Here is a 21667-nt window from a genome sequence, read left to right as displayed (position 1 = left end):
TAAAGTAAAAGCATGAAAATTAAAATAAATAGCTTGAACCATATACTTGCGTATATGACGTCAGGATTTTTGCTCTATGCATGCGGCGGCACGAAACCGACTGATGATTTGGATGTAGAGAAACAACTGTCATATTGCGAAGAACAGGTTAATGAGACATTAGCCCAGATAGGGGATACCTGCTTGATGCCGAGAAGCATAGATAGCAAGGATTCTAAATGGCATTTAGTCAATATTTATGATTGGACAAGTGGTTTTTGGCCCGGAATACTCTGGTACGTTTATGAAAACACGACCAATGAAAACATTAAAGAACAAGCAATCAAATATACAGAATGCCTAGAGCCATTGACTAAATCCGAACCCCTAGGCGATCACGATATAGGATTTCAAATCTTAAGCAGTTATGGAAATGCTTACCGCATGACGGGAAATGAAGCATATAAAGAGCGAGTTCTCCAAAGTGCAGAAAAGCTATCAAGGCTCTATAATCCAGTTGTAGGCACCATTCTATCTTGGCCCAATATGGTAGAGAGAATGAGCTGGCCTCACAATACCATCATAGATAACATGATGAATCTCGAAATTCTTTTTTGGGCCTCAAAAAATGGAGGAGATAGGAAATACTACGAAATAGCGCTGAACCATGCCCGGAAAACGAAAGACCATTCTTTCCGGCAAGATGGATCCAGTTACCACGTTGCAGTATACGATACCATTGGCGGTGAATTTATAAAGGGCGTTACCAACCAAGGTATAAATGATAGTTCGATGTGGGCAAGGGGCCAGGCTTGGGCCATTTACGGATTCACCATGGTATACAGAGAAACAAGTGACAAGGAATTTCTTCGGTTTGCCGAGAAAATTATCGATCGCTACCTACAGCAACTACCAGAAGATCATGTCCCTTTTTGGGATTTCGACGATCCCGATATCCCTAATGCTCCAAAAGATGCGTCCGCGGCGGCAATTGCAGCATCGGCACTGCTTGAGTTGTCTCAGTTGGAGGACGATGAAAAGAAAGCGAAGAAATATAGGATTGCAGCATCGAACATGTTGGAATCGCTCTCTTCCGCACGGTATCAAAGCCGGGATACAAAGCCTTCATTTTTGTTGCACTGTACGGGCAATTATCCTGGCGGATACGAAATAGATGCATCAATAAACTATGGCGATTATTATTACTTAGAAGCGCTTAATAGGTATAAAAAGATGCTGCAATAAAGATGTTTTCATCATAGTCCCTCAGTCCAGCGATAGCAAGGGGCGCAATAATGTGCGCTGCGGTATCGGGCGGCACTGCTGGCTCCTCTCGAAAGGAGCCGGCAGTGCCGTTTTTGATTCCATGAGCTTGGCGTGAAATCAATTGTTAAAGCAAGCAACACTTCGCCAAGTAGCCAAAAGGCTCGTCGTTTGCATATCAAAACATGCCGTTCATCTATGTCAGGCACCTATTGGCCAGAAAAAGCATTACCTTACGGTTTTTAATCTTAAAAAATCTCAAAAGCTATATGACACGTTCAGAAATTATCCGGGCTAGCATCTCGCTGCTTTTTTTGATCCTGCTTGTTTATTGCCTGTCGCTGTATCTGTTGAACTAGGGTGTTCAACGGCGGATATGAGGCTTTTTTTGCGTTAAAAGTATTAGGATCAACAAATAAAAACATATAACTTTGTTTACCGAATAAATATCAACGTTACTTACTAAATCTATTTTTTTTTAACTGAATTTTTGCATTATCAGCTTATTAATAGAAGTATTTTTTATGAAATGGCAGACATAGAAGACGTTGATAAATAAAATAAAGTCAACATATGTTGTTCAATTCTATACACTTCCTTGTTTTTTTCCTTGTCATTTTTATGATCTATTGGTCCATTCCTAAGGAGAATGGACGATGCCGCAATGTTTTGCTTTTGTTCGCTAGTTACTACTTTTACGCTCAATGGGACTGGCGCTTCTGTTTTTTGCTTTTGTTTTCCACTGTTTTGGATTTTGTCTCTGGCTTATTGATAGCCAATGCTTCCTCAAAGGTACGGAAGAAATGGTGGCTTTGGACAAGTATATGTGTGAACGTGGGCTTCTTGATGTACTTCAAATATGTCAATTTTTTCATCGACAGCTTCGTTGATCTGCTAACCACTTTGGGTTTCCAAGTCCATGTGAATACATTAAATATCGTCTTGCCCATAGGTATTTCGTTCTATACCTTCCATGGACTCAGCTATGTGTTAGATGTTTACTTTGGGAAGTTTAAAGCTACGGGAGATTTTGTTAATTACGCTTTGTTTGTTTGTTTTTTTCCTATGCTGCTGGCTGGGCCTATCGAGCGGGCGCCGCATTTGTTGCCCCAAATTACCTCAACGCATGCGTTTAACTACCATAAGGTGGTGGATGGCATGCGGCAGTTCCTCTGGGGATTATTTAAGAAAGTAATCATTGCCGATAACTGTGCTCCCTTGGTAAACCGTATTTTTGACATGCCCGAACAGCAATCGGGCATGACGCTGATTTATGGCGCTTTTTTATTCACTTTTCAAGTCTATACGGACTTCTCCGGCTATTCCGACATGGCATTGGGCACGGCCAGAATGTTGGGGATTGAACTGATGAAGAATTTTGCCACGCCTTTTTTTGCCAAGGATTTGGCCGAATTTGTAGGCCGGTGGCATATATCGTTGTCCACTTGGTTTAAGTACTATATTTATAAGCCCGCTATCAAAGCGAATTCTAGTACGGCAAGGAAATATTTTTTCGTGTTCCTTATTTTTTTGATAAGCGGTTTTTGGCATGGCGCTCGGTGGACTTATATCTTCGTGGGATTGATCGCTGCATGTTTCGTAATCTTAGCTTTGCTTATTAGGGGCAGCGCAAAAAAAATAATGGCCAGATCGGAGAGGAAGAACTTTATTCCGTCCATCGGAAACCTGGTAGCCATAGGTCTCAATCTGACGGCAGCATCTGTTCTCTCCATCCTGTTTAGGAATGAGAATCTATATAAAACGGGCCTTTACTTCCACGGCATTTTTACCAGGTTACACGTTCAATGGCCAAGCTATTTCTCTCTTCCCTTGGCTTTTCTTATTTTCTTTATGCTGACTATCGAGTGGTTTGGCAGGTACGATCGCCATATCCTAGAAAAGATAGGAATGGGGTGGCCCAATTCCTTAAGGTGGGGCTTTTATCTTATTTTGTTGTTGTTGATGGCCTTATTTATGCCTCAGGAGCAGGAAGAATTTATTTATTTTCAATTTTGATAAGGTTATGAAAAAGCTTGTTTTCAGGTTTGCGTGCTTTGTTTCGTTATTTGTCGCGCTCTATCTGCTTTCAACGATTGTTATCTACTACTCCCCATTGCAATTCTTGAAAACCAATATACCAAATAGAAAATACAAGTCGGCGGGATTTACGGCCCGGCGATTGGCAGAGGCCGATACCACGCGTCAGGTAGATGTTTTGATCCTTGGTTCTAGTTTGGCTTATCGCAATTATGATACACGGGTTTTTGATTCTGTTGGTTACAAAGTCTTCACCTTGGGCACCAGTAGTCAGAAGCCGAGTACTACTTACATCTTGGCCAAGCGATATGTGAACCAAATGAAACCCAGACTAGTGATCTTAGACGTCAATCCCTTGTTATTGCTGCGTGATAGGCCAATAGATGTGGTGGATATATTGCTTAATAGTTCTTCTAGCATCTATGACTTAGAGCTAATTTGGAGAGAGACAAGCGTGATGTCCATCAACGCATTTTTGTTGAAAAGTCTTGGTTTGACACATTCTGAAATCATTGAAAAAAAAGAGCAACGAAATACTATCAATGGCGATGAATACATAAAAGGAGGCTATGTATTTACAGATACCACAAATATTACCAATACATTTGGTTTGAATAAGGAATTGATAGCTCAAAAGCCTACCAATTTGCAAATGAGATCCCTTAGCTGTTTAATTGACTATTTGGAAACACAGAACATAAATTTTCTTTTAGTGCAGTCTCCTTTTAATTCCAGTGTGCTAGATTTTCTTCATCTGGATCGTGAAAAAGCAATCCAAATGGGTGAAAATTATTTCGCACATTTGGGCCATTATGTTGATGCAAACAATAAATTAGACTTTCCGAAAACTAGTTTTCGTGATGTTTTGCATTTGAATGGCAAGGGAGCAGAACAATTTAGCGAATTTTTACTGCCTATAGTGAAGGAGCAGATTGGAGGTGAGTGATTTAATCGACAGAGTTAAAAACTATTATAACATACTTTCCTTTATCATTAAGTTGATGACGGCGATTGATGGCATGGTAAACTTAGCTTTTCCTAAAAAAACGATCTCTGGGTGAGAAAAACAAAATAAAGTTAAGGAAAATTAATTTTTGCAGTTCATGTAAATCTTTGGTAGGTGTGATATCAGAGAGAGTGGGCTAAAAAACTGTTTTGGTTAGGTTGCCAAAGGCTACTCCATTTGCATATCAAAACATGCCGTTCATCTATGTCAGGCACCTATTGGCCAGAAAAAGCATTACCTTACCGCTTTTAATCTTAAAAAATCTCAAAAGCTATATGACACGTTCAGAAATTATCCGGGCTAGCATCTCGCTGCTTTTTTTGATCCTGCTTGTTTATTGCCTGTCGCTGTATCTGTTGAACTAGGGCAAGAATTCCGTTTTTGCGAGGCATAATTTTGTGTCTTGCTTATCGTTTTAATTCATGTTGAAATACCGGCCGTTTGTCCGGTTATGCCTCGGTAAGTAGGGGCATAGCAAAAATTTAATGTGAGCAGTATGTTAGAATCTGAAAAAATCGGCTATCTTTGTTGATGAGAATACCGATAAAATGCAAGGAAATGCTTGATTTATTTGTAATTGTTGGAAAGTATTGTTGATAGCTTGTTAATGAGGTTGCTGTTATATTCTTTTTTAATTGCTTTTGTTGTCATGCTAAACCCCGTGATCTGATACTATGTTATTCAATTCTACGAGCTTCCTGATTTTTCTTCCCATTGTCTTTATTCTGTATTGGTTTGTCACAAACAGGTCTTTGAAGGCACAGAATTGCTTGCTGCTTTTAGCCAGTTATTATTTCTATAGTTGTTGGGATTGGCGTTTTCTATTTCTGTTGGCCTTTTCCACCGCATTGGATTTTTTCACAGGTTTAAAGATCTACGAGGCAAAGAATATCAGATGGAAGAAAATCTGGCTAGCCATTAGCGTGGGGATCAATCTGGGTTTCCTGGGTTTCTTTAAATATTACAACTTTTTCGTTGAGTCATTTGCTGATTTTATTCAGGTATTTGGCTTCCGACCCAATATTACCACGTTAAACATTGTTTTGCCAGTGGGGATTTCGTTCTATACCTTTCATGGACTTTCCTATGTGATTGATATCTATTACGATCGTATAAAACCAACAACAAATTGGGTGCAGTATTCCCTTTTCGTAAGTTTCTTCCCATTGCTGGTAGCCGGTCCCATAGAGCGGGCCACGCACTTATTGCCCCAAGTAGAACGGCCACGTGTTTTCAAATACCATCAGGCCGTGGATGGCTTGAAGCAGTTTCTCTGGGGCCTTATCAAGAAAGTGGTGATAGCCGACAACTGTGCGGAATATGCCAATCAGATATTCAATAACTCCGATCAGTATTCGGGAGGAGTACTGGTCTGGGGAGCCATCTTATTTGCATTTCAAATCTACGGCGACTTTGCTGGCTATACCGATATGGCCTTGGGCACGGCGCGCTTGTTTGGCTTTGAACTACTGAAAAACTTTAACTATCCCTATTTTTCCCGCAATATTGCCGAGTTTTGGAAGCGCTGGCATATCTCGCTATCCTCTTGGTTTAGGGATTACTTGTATATTCCTTTGGGCGGGAGCAGGAAAGGGCTGTGGATGACGGTACGCAATACCTTTATCATTTTCTTGGTAAGCGGCTTTTGGCACGGAGCCAACTGGACCTTTGTAGTGTGGGGAGGTTTGAATGCACTGTTTATCATGCCATCGGTCATCTGGAAGAGCAAAAATAAGTCTACTATAACCGTGGCAGAAGGCCGATTGTTGCCTTCATTAAAAGAAACAGGACAACTGTTGCTTACTTTTGCATTGGCCACTTTTGCATGGATATTCTTCCGTGCAGAGAGTTTGAGTCATGCTTTTGATTATATAGGTAGAATCTTTCTTTTAGAGAGTGATTACAATCCTTTTCATTATGCTGAATTGAAGGGAAGTAAATTATGCTTGTTATTACTTATCCCATTCATACTAGTTGAGTGGCTTGGCCGGGAGAACAATTATGCCATAGAGACTCTGGGCTTCCGGTGGCCAAGGGTATTGAGATGGGTGCTATATGCTCTATGCTTGTTTATTGTCGGCATGTATATGCATACGGGAGGTACGGAATTTATCTATTTTCAGTTTTGAGTATATAAATGAAGAAATTTTTGTTGAATTCGACCTTGTTTAGTTGCTTCGCAAGCATCATTTATATTGCGTCTCTTTTGATTGTTGGCAAGTTGGCGCCAACCTATTTAAAACCAAATCTTCCTGCAGGTTTTGAAAGGCGAAATGGTTTTTCTTATACTAGATATAGAGAAGCAGAGTCTACAACCCAAAAAGACGTTTTATTTTTAGGCTCTTCCCATGCCTATAGAGGCTACGATCCTAGGATTTTCGAGAAGGCTGGCTTCTCATCTTTTAATCTTGGATCTAGCTCCCAGACGCCTGTTCAGACCTTATTCCTGTTAAGAAAATACATAGATCGATTTCAACCCAAATTGGTTGTGTTGGATATTTATCCTGTTTTGCTAAATTCGGACGGCGTGGAGTCGACGCTTGATTTAATGACCAATGCACCGATAGACTTTTCTTGGATGCGCCTTGCGTTGACGGTAAACGATATTCGTGTTTATAATACATTCGTTTTCTCTCTTTTTAAAAAGCTATTAAGCGAAGAAATACAGGAACAGTCTAGATATGATGGGGTTGATACTTATGTGGAGGGCGGCTATGTGGAAACTTTTAAAGTGATTACGCTGCCGTACAATAGTTTAAAAGCAAATAAGTACCAGTTAAATGAGAACCAATACGAGGCCTTATTGGGAATAAAGCGTGAACTGACAGTAAGATCCATACCGTTTAGGATATTTCAAGCCCCTGTTTTGCCTGGTAGGTATGCCAAAGCAACTAATGTTGAACATATAGATTCGTTAATGGCAGGGTTGGACACCAATTATATCAATTTCAATAAGCATGTACTGTGGTCGGATAGTTTGTTTGCGGATGATTCCCATTTGAACCAATATGGCGTTGACGTTTATAACAAACAAATTCTACAGCTTCTTCCAGCGCATAATGCAATCGACAACATCATCTCCAAAAAATGAAAAAACAATTAAAACACACTCCCTTAGGCTATTTTAGCTATTTCTATAGCTATATGGGAAATAAGCTTATTTTCAATGTGGTCTTGGCCGTTATCCTGGGTTTGTTGGATGGTATAGGTTTAGCTTTGTTCATTCCTCTGCTCCAGTTTGTGAACGATGCCTCTAGCATTGGCTCAGGTGAGAGTATGGGAGGCATGGCATTCATATTAAAAAGTTTTGCTCAGGTAGGTGTTCCAGTTACACTCTCCAGTGTGTTGACTTTGATGGTCATCATTTTTACAGTCAAGGGCTTGCTCAACTATTGGTTAAGTATGGAGCAAATCGATTTGAGGCAAAAATATATGGTTAAGCTCCGCCAAAGACAAATAAATCAGTTACAAGCTTTAAGTTATCAAGGGTTTTTAAAGTTAGACGCTGGTCGGATTCAAAATGCAATTACGGCTGAGGTTGGGAAAAACCTACAAGCAATGATTCAGTTTCTTGGCACTACTAAATCATTGATTATTTTAATATCTTACATTGTACTTGCTTTTTTGGCCAATTGGCAATTTGCGATATTTATCCTAGTAGGGGGCTATTTGTCGAATTTTCTTTATCGCAGGATCGTAGAATCCGTCAAAACGTCCTCTATTGAAATTTCGAGAAGGGGGAATCTATTTAATGGGTTTATGATCCAATGCATACATCACTTCAAGTATTTGAAAGCGACAAGTTATTTCACCCGTTATGCAAATAAGCTGCTCAATGTAATAAATGAGGTGGAAGGGCTTAACAGAAAGATTGGCAAAAGTCAAGCCATCACTTCAAGTAGCCGAGAGCCGGTAATTATATTTATTGTAGCTGTGGTTATTTTGTTACAAACTAATTATTTGGGAGCTAGTTTAGGCTCGATTTTGCTGAGTTTACTACTTTTTTACCGTGCTTTAAACGGATTGGTGGTCGTGCAAAATTCTTGGCAAAGTTTCATGCAAAACGTAGGAGCTTTGCAGTCGGTGGCGGATCTGTCAGAATCAATGAAACAATATCGGGAAAGAGATAATAAAGAGACGTTTCCTACATTTCAGACGCAAATCGTATTGGAAAAGCTCAACTTTTCATACGGTGATAAATTGGTGCTAAGAAATATCGATTTGATTTTACACAAAAACGAAACCATTGCCTTTGTTGGTGAGAGCGGATCTGGAAAGTCTACATTGGCAAATATCATTTGTGCCTTAATAGTTCCCCAATCAGGCAAACTATGGGTGGATGGTAAATCGCCTTTTGACTTTCATCTTGACAGTTATCGTGAGCAAATAGGATACATTACCCAGGAGCCGATTATTTTTAGTGATACGGTTTTTAACAATGTCACATTTTGGTCGGAGCCCAGTGTAGAGAATGTCAGTCGCTTTTGGCAAATCCTCGAAAAGGTGGCCATGAAGGAATTTGTAACTAATATGGCAAATCAAGAAAATACCTTATTAGGCGATAATGGCATGTTGATCTCCGGAGGGCAGAAACAACGGATCTCCATTGCCCGAGAACTGTACAAAAATGTGGAGATCTTGATCATGGATGAAGCCACTTCGGCATTGGATTCGGAAACGGAGAATTACATTCAGGAAAGTATCAATAAATTGAAAGGAGAGTATACCATGATTATCATAGCCCACCGCTTGTCTACCATCAAGCATGCCGATCGTATCTATTTATTGGAAGATGGAAAAATCAGCGGACAAGGGAATTTTGATGAACTGGTGCAAAGTTCCAATCGTTTTCACCGTATGGTATCTTTACAGAATATGAGTTAACACATTTTTGTCTAAAAACGATGAAAAAAAATATAACAGCAAAAATCCAAGGGGGACAAATTCCACATGGTCGAGTGAAAGTAAGCGGCGCCAAAAACGCCAGTACGCGATTACTTGCGGCCGCATTGATTGCCGATGAGACGGTGGTACTAACCAACTTCCCAACTGAATTGGTGGATGCCCAATATAAAATTGATTTTATCCGCAAAAATGGCGGAAAGGTTAAAGTGGATGTCATTGCGGAGACCGTAGAAATCGATGCCAAGGATTTGGATAATAAGTCTCTGGAAAGCTATGACTTTCCTATTCGAACAACTTATTTGTTGGTACCAGGCCTAATAAAGCGATCGGGTATTGCCCGTATTCCTTATCCCGGTGGTTGCAAGATTGGTGATCGAGGCTATGATTTACATATCATGGTGTGGAAAGCGTTGGGTGCCGAAGTGGAGGAAAAGCCAGATTATATCGAAGTGCGCGCTCCAAAAGGCTTCTCTCCAGGAGAGATTAATTTCCCGATTTCCACCATAGGTGGCACAGAGAATGCCTTAATATCTGCTTCTATTATCAAGAGCGAAACGATTATCAAGAATGCTTATATCAGCCCGGAAATAGAGAGTCTGATCGCTTTTTTGAGGACCTTGGGGGCAAAGATTGAGGTTGTTGGCAACAGTTTTATCAAAGTGGAAGGAGCGGATTACCTGCGTGGCTCCTTGTTTCAGGTGATGCCAGACCGTATTGAAGCCATTACTTGGATTGTCTATGGGATTATTTCAGGTGGAAACATCACTGTAGAAGATGTGCCTTTTGATACCATGGAGATTCCTTTGATTCATCTCCAACATGCTGGTATTGACTTATATCGAAATTCAAAGAATGTCATTGTATCTCCAGAATGTTTAGTGAATGGCAGTGTGCAACCTTTCGAGTTGGCTTGTGGTACACACCCCGGCATCATCTCTGATATGCAACCTTTTTATACTTTATTGGCGCTCCATGCCGACGGCATTAGTCGCATATTCGATTACCGTTATCCAGAACGTATGAAGTATTGCGATGAATTGAACAAGTTCTATTCGAATGCCCTGTCTTATAAAACGGGAGCCATTACCATTGATGGAGGCAAACCTATACATGCAGCAGTGGCCAATTCTACGGATTTAAGAGGTAGTATGGCGGTAGTAATGGCTGCTTTGTTGGCCGTAGGGGATTCGACTATCTATAATGTGGAAATGGCATTGAGAGGATACAATAACCTAGAACAAAAATTGAAAAACCTTGGTGTGCAGATTGAGGTAGAAGCTGGTTTGGCTGTTTAAATGACAATAGCGGATGAAAGTCGTAGAGCAATTGGATTTGACCCCTTATAACTCTTACAGATTGCACGCTGTATGCAGGAAAGCTTATTTCCCGGATTCGGAAACTGATATTCAAGAGATCTTTAGAAAAGAAGGAAATAAAATCATCTTGGGTAGCGGGCACAATGTTATTCTTGCCCGGTCTTTTTATGAGGATGATTTTGTGATTTTCTCGGGGAATTTTGATCAAGTGGTCATTGACGAAGAAGAAATAGCAGCAGAGGCAGGCGTATCGATGTACGATCTTAGTGTAAAGGCCTTGGACTATCAGCTAGCTGGCTTGGAATTGTTTTATGATATTCCCAGTTCTCTAGGCGGCGCCGTGGTCATGAATGCGGGTGCTAGTGGCGAGGAGATTAAGGATTTATTGGTGAAAGTACGCTATTATGATCCCATTGTTGATCAATTTGCTGAGATTAATCAGGCCGAAATGGGATTTGAATACCGCAATAGTTTCTTCCAACGCAACCCCCATCTGATCATTGTAAAAGCATGGCTCCGATTAAGAAAAGGGGATAAGTCTGCGATACATGAGAAAATGGAACGTAATAAGCAAACTAGATGGGCTAAGCAGCCCAAGGAATTTCCAAATGCAGGAAGCGTCTTTAAAAGACCAAAAGGTTACTTCGTTGGCGCGTTAATGGATGAATTGGACCTGAAAGGATATACGGTGGGTGGTGCTAAGATCTCTGAAAAGCATGGTGGGTTTATCGTTAATTTTAATCATGCAACAGGAGAGGATATATTATCCATCATTGCGCATGCACAGGAAAAAGTAAGAGAAAAGTATAACGTGGAATTGGAAGTCGAACAAAGGATAATATAGCTTATGGACAGGCAGGAAAAACCTTTAGTAAGTATCATTACCGGATATTATAATCGAAAAGAGAATCTCAAGGAGTCTATTCAAAGCGTATTGGAGCAAACCTATCCAAATTTTGAATATATTGTTTTTGATGATTGCTCTACGGATGGTACTTCTGAATTAATTGATGAATTTGCACATCCTCGTTTACGCGTCATAAAGCACAAAAGAAATATTGGATTTACAAAGGGAATAATAGCTGCAATCGCGGAAAGTAAAGGTGAGTTGATCGCTATTCATGGGGCTGGCGACGTCTCATTTCCAGAAAGAATAGCCAAACAGGTTGACTTGTTGGAGAAAAACCCACAAGTGGGTATTGTAGGATGTCTTTTAGAAGACGTTTCTCGAGAAGGAACAAAAATACATTCCCCGATTGATGGAAGCAATAAAAGTCACTTTACTCAAGGCGAAGTGATGTATCGCAAATCTTTGTATTATGAAGTAGGCGGGTATAATTCATTGTTTAAATATGGACAGTTTACCATATTAAAATTAGAACTGCTAAAGATAAGCGAGTCTGCGTTTGTTAATGAAGTGTTATATAGGAGAATTCATTTCGAGAACGGTGTAACTAAGAATCCCAAAAAAAGGATAGAACAGAAGTTTTATGTTAAGCTCGGGATAGAACTTGCAGAAAAGGGTACTCTGCTTAATATAGACTCGTCGAATATTCTGATAAGATCATGCCTTTCGGTGTTTAATTTATTAAGAGATAGTCCGCAAGAAGATATTTTTATCTCTCATTTAAGAGGAAATAGGAAGGCTCTTTTTATTTATGGACTTTATAGAAGGAGATTGATTTCAGGACGTTTGGCATTAAGAATACTTAAGAAACTTATTCGATGAGTATGAAAGACGTTAGTATCATCATACCAACATTCCACGATTGGCATAGATTGAGTGTATGTCTGGATGCACTTACCAAACAATCATTTCCAACCGATTCTTTTGAAATCATTGTAGTGAATAATGATCCAAAAGATTCGCAACCGCAAGACTTAGTGGTGCCCATAAATTGCAGCATAATTGAAGAAAATAAATCGGGCTCATATGCCGCAAGAAATGCAGCTTTAAAAATAGCGAAGGGGCGGATAATAGGTTTTACCGACTCGGATTGTATACCTGATAGCGATTGGATTGTAAATGCCTTTAATGCTTTTGAACGAGATCATACATTGGATAGGATTGGAGGACCGTTGAAAATTTTCTCTAAGGAAGATAAACCTACCTGGGTAGAGATGTATGATTTTGCATTTGCATTTCCGCAGGAAAAGTATGTTCGAAATGGTTTTGCGGTAACAGGTAATATGTTTGCTTATAAGAAGATATTCGACGATATAGGTGAATTTGACGATTCCTTGATGTCAGGTGGGGATAATAGGTGGGGAATTAAAGCCAATAGCAGGGGATATAGCATTGCTTTTGCTAAAGATGTTATTGTAAGACATCCGGCTCGGAGTTCGTTGAAAGAACTTATTAAAAAAGAAAAGAGAGTCGGGTTAGGTAAAAGGAATTTCTTGGAACATAAAAAGCTTTCGCCGAAATTGAAGCTGAAAATATTCTATTTCTCAATAAAACCCAAAATGTATATTTGGGAAGAGATAAAACAAAAGTTGACTGATGCACCGTTCCTCGGCAGGTTATATGTATTTGCTCTAAGACATTATTTGATCTTTGTGAAGGAAAAAAGCATGCTAATTAATTCGTAGAATGATAAAATTTCAACATGATCTTAATTTCAGTCGTTATTCCTTGTCATAATTGTGAGCAGTATCTGCATCGGGCTGTAGATAGTGTTTTCAACCAATCTTTCAAGGATTGGGAATTGATTTTAGTAGATAATAACTCAACTGATAATACTAAATGTATTATAGATAAATATCAGCAAGAGTTTCCAGATAAAGTAAAGAGTATTGCAGAAACCAAGAAAGGTGCATGTGCTGCTAGGAATAAGGGATTGGGAGAGGCAAAAGGTGACTGGATTCAGTTTTTAGATGCCGATGATGAGTTGTTGCCCGATAAATTAGGAAAACAAATGAATTTAGTTGAAGGCAAAAGTATTGCATTTGTGGCTAATCCCTATTTAATGGTTGGTTATAAAAAGGATAAAAAATTCCAGAAAATCCGACCTTTGGAGGAAAATGATCCATGGATTGGCTTGATACAATCACGTTTGGGTATAACGAGTGCTAATTTATGGAATAAGAAGGCTGTTGAAATGGTAAACGGCTGGACCGAAGACCTTGCGGCATCTCACGAATATGATCTTATGTTCAGAATCATGAAAAAGGATTCCAATATTTGCCTTGACCCTACTATTAATTCGATTATCCATATTACATCTAGTTCTTTATCCCGTGTAGGAGGAGAGGCTAAAATCATTAAGTTAGTAGAGAGTCGAATAGGATTAAGAATAAGTATACTAAATTTCTTGAAAAAGAATGGGCAATTGACTTCAGAAAGGAAAAAGGCAATACATCTGTTTATTTACAATATTTTAATTCCTCATTATCGTTTTGCTCCTAGTTATATCAGAAGCAAATTAAAGGAGTTGAATTTAGATGTGCCTATGAAAAACAAGGTTCATGGATTATATTCGCTATTTAAAGTTGATTTAAAGCGACTCTTTGACTAGCTATCTAATTGATTTTGTATGAAAATTGCTCTAATAGCGCCTGGTATTGTTTCTTTACGCTTTGGTGCTACTAAAAACCGAATAGAATTAGCCGCCTCCCTAAAGAAGTACGGATGGGAGACAGATGTAATGGGTAATTTGGAAATCGGACTCGAGCAACCAAGGGTAAATAGAGAAATATACAGGCAGGCTTTGAAGAATTTCCTTATTAAACATGCCCATTTGTACGATGTTGTATTATACGAGTACGATACCTTGCCTTTTGATAGATCACTTTTTTCCAGAGAAACGCTTTTTGTTGCCCGCCCTGCCTTGTTATCTTATCATTTGGACAATATAAAAATACCATTGAATTTCAGAGCCAAATTGAATAAAATAGTCAGGAGGCAGGATAAGGTCAGACAGGACAATTATAAGAACATAGAAAAAACATTGATGAATTGCGATCTTATTCAGGTTCAAAATCATATGGACAAAGATCTTCTTGTAAAAAAAGGGTATGATGGGAGGAATATAGTAGTTGTCCCTAATGGGATTACAGAGGAAAGATTTAGCCATTTTACCGATGCATCAGTTTTAAACGTAGCCAAAGAGGACAAAATAGCATTTGTTGGCACTTTTGATTTCAGAAAAGGAGCCATGGATTTTCCTTATGTCCTTAAATATCTTCTTTCCAGAAAGGAGGGCATAAAGATGAAATTGTTAGGAACAAAAGGGCTGTTAAAAACTGAAAAGGAGGTCTTGAATTTCTTTCCAAAGAAATTTCATTCATTTCTCGAAGTTGTACCATCGTTTGAACCAAACAACCTTCCAAATTTACTGGCTGATTGTAAAGTGGGTGTGTTTCCTTCCTACGTAGAAAGTTTCGGTTTTGGTGCATTGGAGATGATGGCTGCTGGTCTTCCCGTGGTTGGCTATAATTCGCCTGGTCCTTGTGATTTCCTCTTGGAGGATTTAAAAGTGCCTATTGGCAATAGAAAGGAATTAGCCAAGAAACTACATTTGCTTTTAGACGATGAGGATTATTTAGCAGAGAAAAGAAGGGAATTATCTTTGATTACAAGAAACTATCATTGGGATGTTATAGCGGAACAAGCATCTAAAAATTATATACACCATTTAAAACTTATGGTTAATTAATTAAATAAAATCCGATTATACAAACTCATTTTACTTCAAATGAATCGCCATCCATTAGTAAGCATTATAATTCCTATGTTTAATTCAGAGAATTTGATTAAGGATACGCTGTTGTCTTGCTTGAATCAAACCTATGACAATATAGAGGTCATTATCGTGAATGATGGCAGCACAGATAAGGGTGAAAGTGTCGTGTCCCAATTTGTAGATGACAGGATAAGATATTTTAAGATTGACAACAGTGGCGCCTGCGTAGCTAGAAATTTAGGGATAAGTCATGCACGTGGAGAAGTTGTTCAGTTTTTGGACGCTGATGATGTATTAGACAAAGACAAAATTCATTTTCAGCTTTTAAAATATAGAGAATATGGAGACGAGTATGTGTATAGTTCGAACATGGGCACAGTAAAGGGAAATGCCTTTACAATAGATGAAGGATATGAACTTTATCAACAAGATTTCGAACCAAAGGCATATTTCCGAAATTTGGTAAATCAGTTTGGTAAATATCTCACAACAGGAGCTTGGCTTATACCATCCAGAATTGTTCATTCTATTAATGGGTGGGACGAAAAAATTAAGCTGAATCAAGATGGAGAGTATATGATGCGGGTTATACTTCAAAGCAAAGGCATTATTTATTGTGAAAAATCTAACTTTTATTATAGGAGAGATGTAAAAGATAGTGTTAGTAAGAAAAGAAATAAAGCCATTTTTGAAAGTTGGCTTTATTCTTATTTATCCTACGTAGATAATTTTAAAAAATCATTTGATAACAATACCGCGAATGAACTGGGCTGGAAAGCCTTAAGTGTCTATTATTGCAGTTCATATCCTAATCATCCCGATTTATTAAAAAAATGTAAAGAGCATATGAAAAAATTAGGATATTCTACCCCAAATGCTCATGGTGGAAAAACTTTTAAAAAAATCGCGAATTACATTGGAACGGATAATGCATTAAAAATTTTCGAACTTAAGAAAAAGATGATGAGATTTTTTTCATTTTGACATGGATGAGGTTATTTTCGAAATACAGTGTAATCTTCCCTTAGTTAGCTATGGACAAGCTCTCCTAGTCAGAGCAGCTCGATGTTTTTTGTCTTGGTTCTCTAGCCTTTTGCTTTGCTTGGAAATAGCGTTTTTAATCTGCTCGATTTCCAATCTCAGTTTGATATGCTGTGTTAAGGCTTCACAATTTGACGAAGATGTCGATTATACGGATGCTCATCGTTATAGCCTGTTCACTTTTCAGTACGTTGGACAGCATGAACACACCGTGCTGCATAGACCGGAGCATGCTGACCCCCTAATTCCGGACTTAGTTTAGGTATACCATGTTTGTTTAAGCACTGCTATCGCATGGCATTCCGTCAGATGCTGACCCCTCTACTGTTTCATACAGTAAGTAATATATTCCGGAGAATATTGACCCCTTTAGTATTTAAGGGAGCTCTTAGATTCCGGAAGATGTTGCCCCCTTGTCTGGGTGCTGATTTTGGTTTTACTTTTGGGAAAATGATATTACCCAATGGCCGGAAAAACCAGACCCATGAGTCAGATAAAACAGATGATCAGGCTGCACCAACAGGGCTATGCCATCAAAGCAATAGCCCGCAGTCTCAGTATAAGTAAGAATACCGTAAAGTCCTACCTCTACAAGATAGGTGAGGCAAAGTTGAACATGACCGACCTTTTGGCTTTGGAGGATCCAGTTCTGGAAGGTCTGCTGCATTCAGGTAATCCGGCCTATCGTGACCCCAGATTTGAGGATCTCAAAGAGCGTTTGCCCCATCTGGAGAAAGAACTTAAAAGAGTTGGCGTAACGCGTAAACTGCTTTGGGAAGAATACAAAGTATCTTATCCCCAGGGATATGGTTACTCCCAGTTCTGTTATCACTTTTCCCAACTTAGTGTTTCTGCCCGTTCAGGAACCATGGTAATGCAACATGAACCTGCAGACAAACTCTATATCGATTTCTCTGGTAAGAAGTTGCATTATATTGATATCGAGACAGGTGAGCTTATTAATTGCGAGGTATTTGTCGCCTGTCTTCCTTATTCCAATTACTGTTATGCAAAGGCTGTACGTAGCCAAACAATCCCTAATTTTATTGGAGCGCTGAATGATTGCCTGTGGTTCCTGGGCGGAGTTCCCAAGGCACTGGTACCGGATAATCTAAAGTCGGCCGTAACAAAGAGTGACCGCTATGAACCTGATATCAACAGAAGTATGGAAGATCTGGCCAATCACTACGATACCGTTGTGGTTCCTGCCCGGGCAGGAAAGCCAAGAGACAAAAGTGCTGTTGAGAACCATGTCAAAATCGTCTATACACAGGTATTCGCACGATTGCGCAACCGTAGGTTCTTTGTGGATATTACGGATCGATTAGTGCCAGTTATTTCGGTCAGTTGATGCCATCTATTACGGTTCAAAACGTGCCATTTTAGAATATTTGGATTAGAGTTTTACGGTTCGTTTTGTGCCATTCGTATTACGATACTCTAATACCCGAAACACCATCAGGGTTACGGTTCGTTTAGTGCCGCTTTAAAAGATCAAGAACTTACCTTGTCGCTCTAATAATTGAAGCGATATGGCCAACACACTTGATCCGATGGACTTAAAACAAATACTTACATTGCATCTAGACGGCTACAGTAACCGTAAAATAGGTTCCGTACTTGGTATTTCCCGTAATACGGTCAACACGTATATGCAGCTGTTTGCAGGCAGCGAATACTCCTTTAAGGAACTTCTGGGCTTCGATATGGTCGCTTTAAGCGAGCTGTTCTCATCGCATACCACTTTGGACACAGCACGGCACAATGAGCTCATGCTTTATTTCGAAGGGGTCAACAAAGCCCGCAATCATCCCGGCTTCACTTTTCTATACCACTATCAGCAATACGTCGAGCTGGCGGCAGAACCCTACAGCTATACCCAGTTCCTGGAGCATTACCGCCGTAAATACCCAAAAGAAAAGGGCTCGATGAAACTTCAGCACATAGCCGGTGAAGAAATGTTTATTGACTTTGCAGGCAAGAAGCTACATGTCATTGATAGGCATAGCGGAGAGATTATTCCTGTTGAGGTATTTGTCGCCATACTTCCATGCAGTCAGTATACCTATGTCGAGGCCTGCACAAGCCAAAAACGTGCAGATATGATATCCTGCTGCAGTAATGCCCTGCGTTTCTATGGAGGTGTACCCAAAGCTATAGTATCGGACAATCTAAAGTCGGCTGTCAATAGATCGAGCAGATATGAACCCGAAATCAACCGTAGCTTTAAAGACTTTGCGCGCCATTACAACTGTGTCATCAATCCAACCCGGGGGTACTCTCCCCAAGACAAGGCATTGGTTGAGAATGCGGTCCACCTGGCGTATCAACGTATCTATTATCCGTTGCGCGAGATGACCTTTTTCTCATTGGAAGATCTCAACAGGGAAATTACCATTTTATTGGAGCGGTACAACAACCTGCTGTTCAAACGGAAAGAGTCCAGTCGTATAGAACTGTTCCAGCGCACCGAAAGACAGTATCTCAAAGATCTACCTGCCGGCACCTATGAGCTTAAGGACTATAAAAGAGCGAAGGTGCAGAAGATGGGCTATGTGTACTTTTCTCCTGATAAGAGCTATTATAGCGTGCCATACCGTTATATTGGAAAAGAAACCACCATCCACTATACCAAAAGCCGGGTTGAGGTCTTCTACAGTCATGAAAGGATTGCGCTGCACCGGCGTAATCTGATAAAAGGGAGCTACATAACGAATACCGATCACCTGAGCAGTACCCACAGGTTCTACTCGGAGTGGAACCCGGAGTTCTTCAAGAAAAAAGCACAGCCCCATGGTGAATATGTCTTGGCCTGTATTGAAAAGATACTGGCATCACAGGACTATCCCGAAATAAGCTACAAACGCTCTCTGGGCATCATCCAGTTGCACCGTGCCTATGGTTCGCAGCGCCTCAATAATGCGTGCAAAAGAGCGCTGGATACCGATGCATGTTCGTACCTGCGGATAAAGAACATCCTGAAGAACAATATGGACAGAGTCCCTCTGCAGGATGGGTTCTCCCAACAGATACAGCCCCACATACCATTCCATAGTAATATACGCGGAGCTTCCGCTTATGAATAATAACAATCAAAAATCAGAAAATGAACAATCAGACAGTTGAAAAACTACGTAACATGCGTCTTGGTGCCATGGCACAGTTGCACCAACAGTACGTTAAGGAAAACAGGTTCGAAGGTCTTACATGCGACGAATACCTTGCATTACTGACCGATCACCAATGGGAAGACCGCGAAAACAACAAGATCGACAGGTTGCTCAAACAGGCGGGCTTTAGGCAGAGCGCCAGTCTTGGCGATATAAACTACGCCAGCGAAAGAAATCTGGACAAAAACATGTTTGCGCGTCTTGGTACCCTTGACTTTGTGCAACGGAAAGAAAACATCATCATCTGCGGTGCCTCCGGCACAGGAAAAAGTTATCTATCGCAGGCACTCGGGCATCAGGCCTGTCTCACAGGAATAAAAACACTCTACACCGTAACTGCCAGGATCATTAAGCGGTTGAAATTGAGCAAAGTCGACGGGACATATCTCAAGGAGCTGGAAAAACTGGCCAAGGCGGAGCTGTTGATACTTGATGACTTCGGCCTGCAGGCCTTTGATAACCAGGATCGGGAAACATTGATGGATATCATAGACGACCGACATGGCAAAAGATCAACCATAATATCTTCCCAGATACCGGTATCCGCCTGGTATGAAATCATCGGTGGTGAAGGAACTATTGCTGATGCAATACTGGACCGGATAGTAAACTCCTCGCACAGGATAGACCTGAAAGGTGAATCCCTAAGAAAAGGAATATTGAAAAAGGAATAATCACGGCTTTTTTATATAATTGTATGATCTTTTGAGTGGCACGGTTTGACCGAAACCACTGGCATCATCACTCCGAAATACCCACTTTGACCTGGAATCGCTTAATGAAGCCATTACCTCGTGCGTAGACAAGCTCAACCAGACACGAATGCAGAACCGTAGCTACTGCCGTCAGGAACGCTTTATCAGCAGTGAAAAACATCTATTGGGCAAACTTCCTGTGGATCGCTTTGAGTTGAAGCACTATGCCGAGCTTAAGGTCGCTGACAACGGCCATATCTACCTGGGGCGCGACCGCCATTCTTATAGTGTACCCTATATCCACCGCAGGCAGAAGGCACAGGTCGTATACACCGATCGGATGGTCTATATCTTTGTACAGGGCAATCAGGTAGCGGTACACCAGCGTAGCCAGCGTGCAAACTCCTATAGCACCAATCCGGAACACCTGGAATCCAGTCACCGTGAATACATGGACATCAGTCCCGAAAAATACAGGAAGAAAGCTTCCGGGATATCCCCTTCATTTGGACAGCTTATCACAGCGATCTTCGAGCAGAAGGGACGTTACCCCGAGCAGCTCTACCGTACCTGTGACGGACTGTTCCGTCTACAGCGAACCTATGCCGGGCCATTGTTCGATAAGGCCTGCAACATTGCTGTAGAAAACAGAATGTTCAGCTCCAGATCTATCGGTAATATGCTGGCCAGTGGATTGTCCGGATGGACGGAGCCAGAGGAAAGTGAAGTACCAATGCCACAGCACACCAATATCCGAGGTGCGGGGTATTACAGTTAACAGAACCATTAAATGATAAAAACAGAAATAAAAATGAACATTGAAAAACACCTAAAAATGCTTCGTCTGAACGGTATGGAGCAACACTGGAAAGCGATGAAAGAGACACGCCAGCATGGCACACTGAGCTTTGAACAGGGACTGGGGATGTTGTTACAGTCCGAGATTGACGACCGTGACAGTAAGCGCTATGACAGGCTGAAAAAGAATGCAGCATTCCGCTATCAGGCTTCCATTGAAGAAATCAATATGGATCCGCTCAGAGGCATTGACCACACCCTCATTACCGATCTTGCTACCGGAGGATACATCGAAAAAGCCGAACCCATTATCATTACAGGTGCCGCTGGCTGTGGTAAATCTTTTATGGCCTCTGCCTTCGGATTGAAGGCCTGTGCACAGGGCAAAAGAGTAGCTTATTACAACTTACAGAAGCTGCTGCAACGCTCGAAAATGGCAAGACTGGAAGGAAGCCTACAAAAACTTATGGACAGACTGGCAAAAACGGATCTTCTCATACTGGATGACTTTGGTATCGTGCGGTTGGAACAGCAGCAACGCCTGGATCTGATGGAGATCTTTGAGGACAGACATGGTAGAAAAGCGACCATCATAGCCAGTCAGCTACCTGTGGCAAATTGGTATGATATAATCGGTGAGGATACCATTGCAGATGCCATACTCGATAGGATTGTACATGTATCCCACCGTATTGAACTTAAAGGAGAAAGTCTAAGAAAAAAAAGGTAATATTGTCAGGTCATTGGTAATGACAACCCTTGAACCAAAATC

The 21667-nt window shown here is 40.5% G+C and carries 18 protein-coding genes; all 18 read left to right on the top strand.

The genetic code is table 11. From position 1 onward, the window contains the following. The first annotated feature begins 54 nt into the window (after positions 1 to 54). The 18 genes from A37S_RS0103070 (at position 55) to istB (A37S_RS0102970) (ending at position 21625) form a co-directional block, all read left to right on the top strand. Complete coding sequence (locus tag A37S_RS0103070) at positions 55 to 1224, top strand: glycoside hydrolase family 88 protein (RefSeq protein WP_036601108.1); 1170 nt, start codon at positions 55 to 57, stop codon at positions 1222 to 1224. 591 nt (positions 1225 to 1815) lie between these two features. Next, positions 1816 to 3258, top strand: coding sequence for an MBOAT family O-acyltransferase (locus A37S_RS0103055; RefSeq protein ID WP_028295719.1), 1443 nt, complete (start codon positions 1816 to 1818; stop codon positions 3256 to 3258). Between the two features lie 7 nt (positions 3259 to 3265). After that, entirely contained in the window at positions 3266 to 4225 is a 960-nt protein-coding gene (locus A37S_RS0103050; RefSeq protein ID WP_028295718.1) for a hypothetical protein, read from the top strand. Between the two features lie 734 nt (positions 4226 to 4959). Beyond that, on the top strand, positions 4960 to 6414 hold the full coding sequence (locus tag A37S_RS0103040; protein ID WP_028295717.1) for an MBOAT family O-acyltransferase: 1455 nt from the start codon (positions 4960 to 4962) through the stop codon (positions 6412 to 6414). A gap of 8 nt (positions 6415 to 6422) precedes the next feature. Continuing rightward, complete coding sequence (locus A37S_RS27680) at positions 6423 to 7376, top strand: hypothetical protein (protein ID WP_028295716.1); 954 nt, start codon at positions 6423 to 6425, stop codon at positions 7374 to 7376. After that, positions 7373 to 9169: an ABC transporter ATP-binding protein gene (locus A37S_RS0103030; protein ID WP_028295715.1), complete on the top strand. Its 1797-nt coding sequence runs from the start codon at positions 7373 to 7375 to the stop codon at positions 9167 to 9169. The genes A37S_RS27680 and A37S_RS0103030 overlap by 4 nt, the downstream gene beginning before the upstream one ends. A gap of 20 nt (positions 9170 to 9189) precedes the next feature. After that, complete coding sequence (locus tag A37S_RS0103025; protein WP_211229707.1) at positions 9190 to 10485, top strand: UDP-N-acetylglucosamine 1-carboxyvinyltransferase; 1296 nt, start codon at positions 9190 to 9192, stop codon at positions 10483 to 10485. Between the two features lie 13 nt (positions 10486 to 10498). Further along, positions 10499 to 11350 (top strand): UDP-N-acetylmuramate dehydrogenase, encoded by an 852-nt coding sequence (murB, locus tag A37S_RS0103020; RefSeq protein ID WP_028295713.1) that lies wholly within the window; start codon positions 10499 to 10501, stop codon positions 11348 to 11350. Between the two features lie 3 nt (positions 11351 to 11353). After that, positions 11354 to 12235 carry a glycosyltransferase family 2 protein gene (locus tag A37S_RS23415; protein WP_051292679.1) on the top strand — a complete coding sequence of 294 codons (882 nt, stop codon included), beginning with the start codon at positions 11354 to 11356 and terminating at the stop codon, positions 12233 to 12235. Next, complete coding sequence (locus A37S_RS23410; protein ID WP_084163729.1) at positions 12232 to 13098, top strand: glycosyltransferase family 2 protein; 867 nt, start codon at positions 12232 to 12234, stop codon at positions 13096 to 13098. The genes A37S_RS23415 and A37S_RS23410 overlap by 4 nt, the downstream gene beginning before the upstream one ends. A 17-nt stretch (positions 13099 to 13115) precedes the next feature. Next, a complete protein-coding gene (locus A37S_RS23405; protein WP_051292677.1) occupies positions 13116 to 14024 on the top strand; it encodes a glycosyltransferase family 2 protein in 909 nt (302 codons plus the stop codon). Positions 14025 to 14042: 18 nt separating this feature from the next. Then, entirely contained in the window at positions 14043 to 15164 is a 1122-nt protein-coding gene (locus A37S_RS0103000; RefSeq protein WP_028295712.1) for a glycosyltransferase family 4 protein, read from the top strand. A gap of 39 nt (positions 15165 to 15203) precedes the next feature. Further along, positions 15204 to 16175 carry a glycosyltransferase family 2 protein gene (locus A37S_RS26060; RefSeq protein WP_084163728.1) on the top strand — a complete coding sequence of 324 codons (972 nt, stop codon included), beginning with the start codon at positions 15204 to 15206 and terminating at the stop codon, positions 16173 to 16175. 541 nt (positions 16176 to 16716) lie between these two features. Continuing rightward, positions 16717 to 17583 carry an IS21 family transposase gene (gene istA, locus A37S_RS23390; RefSeq protein ID WP_169719424.1) on the top strand — a complete coding sequence of 289 codons (867 nt, stop codon included), beginning with the start codon at positions 16717 to 16719 and terminating at the stop codon, positions 17581 to 17583. A gap of 181 nt (positions 17584 to 17764) precedes the next feature. Then, entirely contained in the window at positions 17765 to 19318 is a 1554-nt protein-coding gene (istA, locus tag A37S_RS0102985; protein WP_028295710.1) for an IS21 family transposase, read from the top strand. 20 nt (positions 19319 to 19338) lie between these two features. Further along, complete coding sequence (gene istB / locus A37S_RS0102980; RefSeq protein ID WP_028295709.1) at positions 19339 to 20076, top strand: IS21-like element helper ATPase IstB; 738 nt, start codon at positions 19339 to 19341, stop codon at positions 20074 to 20076. Positions 20077 to 20224: 148 nt separating this feature from the next. After that, positions 20225 to 20875 (top strand): Mu transposase domain-containing protein, encoded by a 651-nt coding sequence (locus tag A37S_RS23385; RefSeq protein WP_051292675.1) that lies wholly within the window; start codon positions 20225 to 20227, stop codon positions 20873 to 20875. Positions 20876 to 20908: 33 nt separating this feature from the next. Then, complete coding sequence (istB, locus tag A37S_RS0102970; RefSeq protein ID WP_028295708.1) at positions 20909 to 21625, top strand: IS21-like element helper ATPase IstB; 717 nt, start codon at positions 20909 to 20911, stop codon at positions 21623 to 21625. Positions 21626 to 21667: the final 42 nt, after the last annotated feature.

Origin of the sequence: Olivibacter sitiensis DSM 17696, from assembly GCF_000427965.1 — a bacterium.
Lineage (GTDB): Bacteria > Bacteroidota > Bacteroidia > Sphingobacteriales > Sphingobacteriaceae > Olivibacter > Olivibacter sitiensis.
Note: the sequence above shows the minus strand (reverse complement) of the source record. Positions and strands in the feature narration are given on the sequence as shown.

Excerpts from the sequence above, each read along its gene's own strand:
- A37S_RS0103070 (WP_036601108.1), top strand. The coding sequence starts at position 55 with ATGACGTCAGGATTTTTGCTCTATGCATGCGGCGGCACGAAACCGACT.
- A37S_RS0103055 (WP_028295719.1), top strand. The coding sequence starts at position 1,816 with ATGTTGTTCAATTCTATACACTTCCTTGTTTTTTTCCTTGTCATTTTT.
- A37S_RS0103050 (WP_028295718.1), top strand. The coding sequence starts at position 3,266 with ATGAAAAAGCTTGTTTTCAGGTTTGCGTGCTTTGTTTCGTTATTTGTC.
- A37S_RS0103040 (WP_028295717.1), top strand. The coding sequence starts at position 4,960 with ATGTTATTCAATTCTACGAGCTTCCTGATTTTTCTTCCCATTGTCTTT.
- A37S_RS27680 (WP_028295716.1), top strand. The coding sequence starts at position 6,423 with ATGAAGAAATTTTTGTTGAATTCGACCTTGTTTAGTTGCTTCGCAAGC.
- A37S_RS0103030 (WP_028295715.1), top strand. The coding sequence starts at position 7,373 with ATGAAAAAACAATTAAAACACACTCCCTTAGGCTATTTTAGCTATTTC.
- A37S_RS0103025 (WP_211229707.1), top strand. The coding sequence starts at position 9,190 with ATGAAAAAAAATATAACAGCAAAAATCCAAGGGGGACAAATTCCACAT.
- murB (WP_028295713.1), top strand. The coding sequence starts at position 10,499 with ATGAAAGTCGTAGAGCAATTGGATTTGACCCCTTATAACTCTTACAGA.
- A37S_RS23415 (WP_051292679.1), top strand. The coding sequence starts at position 11,354 with ATGGACAGGCAGGAAAAACCTTTAGTAAGTATCATTACCGGATATTAT.
- A37S_RS23410 (WP_084163729.1), top strand. The coding sequence starts at position 12,232 with ATGAGTATGAAAGACGTTAGTATCATCATACCAACATTCCACGATTGG.
- A37S_RS23405 (WP_051292677.1), top strand. The coding sequence starts at position 13,116 with ATGATCTTAATTTCAGTCGTTATTCCTTGTCATAATTGTGAGCAGTAT.
- A37S_RS0103000 (WP_028295712.1), top strand. The coding sequence starts at position 14,043 with ATGAAAATTGCTCTAATAGCGCCTGGTATTGTTTCTTTACGCTTTGGT.
- A37S_RS26060 (WP_084163728.1), top strand. The coding sequence starts at position 15,204 with ATGAATCGCCATCCATTAGTAAGCATTATAATTCCTATGTTTAATTCA.
- istA (WP_169719424.1), top strand. The coding sequence starts at position 16,717 with ATGAGTCAGATAAAACAGATGATCAGGCTGCACCAACAGGGCTATGCC.
- istA (WP_028295710.1), top strand. The coding sequence starts at position 17,765 with ATGGCCAACACACTTGATCCGATGGACTTAAAACAAATACTTACATTG.
- istB (WP_028295709.1), top strand. The coding sequence starts at position 19,339 with ATGAACAATCAGACAGTTGAAAAACTACGTAACATGCGTCTTGGTGCC.
- A37S_RS23385 (WP_051292675.1), top strand. The coding sequence starts at position 20,225 with ATGCAGAACCGTAGCTACTGCCGTCAGGAACGCTTTATCAGCAGTGAA.
- istB (WP_028295708.1), top strand. The coding sequence starts at position 20,909 with ATGAACATTGAAAAACACCTAAAAATGCTTCGTCTGAACGGTATGGAG.